This window comes from Bacillus sp. 05T31 (assembly GCF_056396725.1).
In genome coordinates this window covers 1-4,428 of record NZ_JBFTMA010000331.1, presented here as the reverse complement: position 1 = coordinate 4,428, position 4,428 = coordinate 1, and the positions used below count along the sequence as shown (strand labels likewise).

The window sequence follows — 4,428 nt, the reverse complement described above, 5'->3', positions numbered from 1 at the left end:
CCCCATGCCCATCAAGCTAAGATTTTAAAGTATCCCCTAAACGAAATTTTTCCCCTTCTACATGTAGTTATCTTATCGTAAGCGTTGATGACATGAGATTCGAAAACGGAAGACAACATAAAATAACCAAAGTTTACATACGTAAAAAGGATTGCTGTTGTTAAACAAGCGACCTGATTAATTACCATAATCCTTCTTATAAGAAGGACAAAAAAGCTAGTATTCTACTAGCTTTTTTGTACATAAATAAATATTGAATATAAGAATTTGATTACATTTCCATGAATTTTGTTCTTAAAAATTGTTTATGACTTCAATTTTATTTCATAATGGGGTACCGCCAACCAATTGACATAAAACCCACGTTAAGACATTTTTTGGAAGAGGAAACCTTGATTTTTGTACGCTAAGGATTGTAACTAAAATGAACGCTTTTGTTACAACATTTGTTTCAAGAAGCGTTATCCTTTATTTAGCCAATTTAGCTGTAACAAAATACTGTATCAAAAATAATTCGTAACATTATTTATCACRATCCTTTTTRTTAYRCTAGAAAYCCTTTTATATCAAGCTTTCTTTTTCTTAGCGTGGGTTTTATGTTAGTACGTTGGCTGTACCCCTAAGAGTATGCAAAATTTTATGCAGTTTTTCAGCTAATTCAGTAACAAACGAGAACTCTAAAACCTTTTCAGGATAGGAATGTATAAAAAAATGCATAGATCCATAGATCCATAGAACAAAAAAAGAAGGTTCCTTTGTGAGAATAAGGAATAACATTATTTTTATTACCATTTTCTTCTATCTTTATATATAATTAATTTGTATTTTATATATAAATAGGAGGGAATTTATGACTACAAATAAGGACTACATTCGTTATATTCGGGAAAAAGTAGGGCACGATTTAATATTTCTTAATTTTGCTGGAGGTATTGTTTATAACGAACGAAATGAAATTCTTTTACAAAARCGGGGAGATAGAAATGAGTGGGGTCTTCCAGGTGGTGCTATGGAACTTGGAGAATCTCTTGAAGAAACCGCTAAACGAGAAATACTTGAGGAGACAGGATTAAATGTTGAGGTTGAACACCTTATAGGTGTCTACTCTAAATATTTTGGTGAGTTTCCGAACGGAGATAAAGCTCAGACTATCGTTCATTGTTTTCAATGCAAACCAATTGATGGGGAACTTACTGCAGATGGTGTTGAGACTTTAGATTTAAAATACTTCCCAATAGACCAAATACCGAAATTATTCACAAAACTACACGAAGATGCCTTAGAAGATTGGCTTTCCAAAAGAAAAGGTGTATTTAAATAAAAACATCTTCAAATTAATTATCCATAATCTTTAACTAATGGGCGCTTTAATWGGTGCGAAATGTTCCTGGCTCAAATGAAATGTGGTCACACAATTTCGGTAAAGGTCAGGCAGTTTTAGATTTCTAAAGTTGAAGGGTTATGTCGAGGAGTCGAATGAGGAGGTAACGTTCTGAAAGGCTCCCCCTGCGTCGAATAGCACGCTGTTTAGTAAGGAAAAGCGTGTTATAAGCTCGGCTAATAGGCGTGAGAATTTACCGTAACAGTCCAGCTGACGAAAGCCTACCCGATGGGGTGGTGTAAATCATGGTGCTTGGGTTGAACAGATATGGTGAGAATGCAATGAAATATAATAAGAAACTGTATTGCTGACGAACTTCTGAATGTACGGGTCTAGACGCGCATTATATAGAAATGTATTTACTACTAAATGTAGGGTTAGCTGTGGATGAGTAAGAATCAATTATATAAAAATCCATCTTGTGTTACAGGCACATGCAATGCTAACAGGCCCATAGGAAGCACCTAAGTTTGTTCCATAATAGATGTAACTCAACGTTGTAAGCTGATAACGTGGAGAGCTTACTCTTGGTGAAGCGTTGGAAAGGAAAATAGTCGTGAGACTAGCGATTGTATAACTTTTCTTTATATCAGTGAAAGTGGTGGCACAGTACCGTCGAAGCGTGTAATGAGCGTGGAGGGATAGCCACTAGACTAATAAAAAGATTCATTCACCATGCAAGACAGTTCTTAAACGATTAATAAGGTTCTTGTAAGACTAATAGAGGTTCAGCTCCAAAAGGAGCCACCGACTTGTTAAAACGAAAGAAACTGAGACACAACGAGTATTATGATATGCAATATCATTTTGATTCTCTATATGCTCGAAGTGCTAATGGTCAAAATTTTTATGGTTTACTCGATTTAATGCAATCCGATGAAAATATTCGATTAGCCTATCGCAATATTAAACGAAATACCGGCAGTAAAACGGCTGGATATGATGGATTAACGATTGAAGATATAAAACAACTGTCTGTATCAGAAGTTGTATCGACGATACAACGAATGTTTGAACACTACACCCCACAAGCTGTTCGGCGAGTCTTTATTCCTAAGTCAAATGGAAAAGCACGTCCTTTAGGGATTCCGACTATTTGGGACAGGCTGTTCCAACAGTGTATCTTACAAGTGCTTGAGCCGATTTGTGAAGCGAGGTTTTATAAACATAGTTATGGTTTTAGACCCAATCGCAATACACATCATGCGAAAGCTAGGTTTGAAACGCTTATTAATCGTGCATGCTTATATCACTGTGTAGATGTTGACATAAAAGGATTTTTCGACAATGTAGATCATGCCAAATTATTAAAACAAATGTGGTCATTTGGCATTCGAGATAAAGCACTACTTTCCATTATTTCGCGTCTTTTAAAAGCTGAAATTATTGGGGAGGGTTTCCCAACGAAAGGCACACCCCAAGGGGGTATTTTATCACCTCTCTTATCTAACATCGTACTAAATGAACTAGACTGGTGGGTCAGTAATCAGTGGGAAAGTTTTGAAACACGAAAGCCATATAAATCATATACTGGCAGATATAATGCATTGAAACAATCGAATTTGAAACACTGCTATATTGTGAGATATGCAGATGATTTTAAAATCCTTTGTCGGACTCGTTCACAAGCGATTAAAATGTATTATGCGGTAAWAGATTTTCTTCAAACAAGGCTCCGCCTTGAAATCAGTGAAGAAAAATCGAAAGTGGTCAACCTAAAGAAAAACTCATCAGAGTTTTTAGGCTTTCGCCTTAAAGCACATCCGAAAAGGACGAATAAAAGAATACTTTATGTGGCTCGCTCACATATGACCAAAAAGGCACTTGGAAATGCACAGACAAAGTTAAAACAAGCAGTAAAGGCGATTCAGAAACACCAATCGTCAGAAAATGTTTGGCGATTCAATATGGTCATAATGGGTATACAGAATTATTATTCTGCAGCGTCGCACATCACAATAGACTTAAATGAGCTGAACAATCGTCTTAATAAAGCATTATACAATCGTTTAAAAGAAATGAGGAAAGAAGCAACGTTTCAGGACTTCACAAAATTCTTACAGAAGCGATATAAGGGATATGTATGTAAGCTCTATAAAATAAAAGAAATAGTGCTTGTTCCAATCCATGCTCAACGCTGTAAGGTAAATCTAAATTTCTCTCAAACAATCTGTAATTATACTACCGCAGGTAGAGGTAAAATTCATCAAAACTTGCGATCCATTAATAAACAAACAATCGCCTATGTGATGAAACAATTTATCTCAAACCGTTCTATTGAATACAATGATAATCGGATTAGCCGTTTCATCGCACAATACGGTAAATGTGCCGTTACAGGAATTGAATTAGGTCTGAACGATTGGCATTGTCACCATAAAACGCCGTACCATCTCACAAAAGATGATTCATACGGAAATTTAATGATACTGCACGAATCTGTTCACCGCCTCATTCACATGAGAAATCAAGAGAAGATACAAGTGCTTTTAAACGCACTCAAGTTAAATAAAAAGCAACTGAAAGAGGTCAATAAATTGCGTGAGCAATGTCTGAACAAAGCAATCTGATTCTACATTCCATCTTGCATAAACATAAAAATATTGAATGGGTTGGGTTAGTTGGAACGCCGTATGCGGGGAAACTCGCCTGTACGGTGTGAGGTGGGGGGAAAGCTGGCGATAACTTCAAAAGTTTACCTATCACTATAGCAATGAAAAGCCTAATTTTTCATTTTTATGCTAAGAAATTAGGCTTTTTAATATTGAAATTTCCTTAACGTTGTAAATCCGCATTTTCCTGACGCTACCCTTATTATAAGGATTCTACAACAGGAAATAACAAAATATAAACAATAAAAAGAATTATATTTACATAAGTCCAGTATGTATTACATAGCAAGTGTAGAGATTGCTTGTTTGTAGATTAGTTGTTGTTTACCATGAACCATCATTAGGACGGTAAATTTATCTGTTGCAAGGATCTGCCCACGTACTGGAACGCCATTCTTTAAAAATGCAGTAACTTCCCCTTTTTTATCTTTAAAT

The 4,428-nt window shown here is 35.7% G+C and carries 3 protein-coding genes; 2 read left to right on the top strand and 1 reads right to left on the bottom strand.

Translation table 11 applies throughout. The annotated features are described in order from the left end of the window. The first annotated feature begins 850 nt into the window (after positions 1-850). Positions 851-1,321, top strand: coding sequence for an NUDIX hydrolase (locus tag AC1DJR_RS18420; protein WP_002090655.1), 471 nt, complete (start codon positions 851-853; stop codon positions 1,319-1,321). An 812-nt stretch (positions 1,322-2,133) separates the two neighbouring features. Then, positions 2,134-3,951, top strand: a complete 1,818-nt coding sequence (gene ltrA / locus AC1DJR_RS18415; protein WP_477003200.1) for a group II intron reverse transcriptase/maturase — start codon at positions 2,134-2,136, stop codon at positions 3,949-3,951. 320 nt (positions 3,952-4,271) lie between these two features. On the opposite strand, the gene hfq is transcribed toward ltrA, so the two are convergent. Further along, positions 4,272-4,428: RNA chaperone Hfq (gene hfq / locus AC1DJR_RS18410; protein ID WP_477003201.1), on the bottom strand; the 157-nt coding region annotated here is incomplete at its 5' end.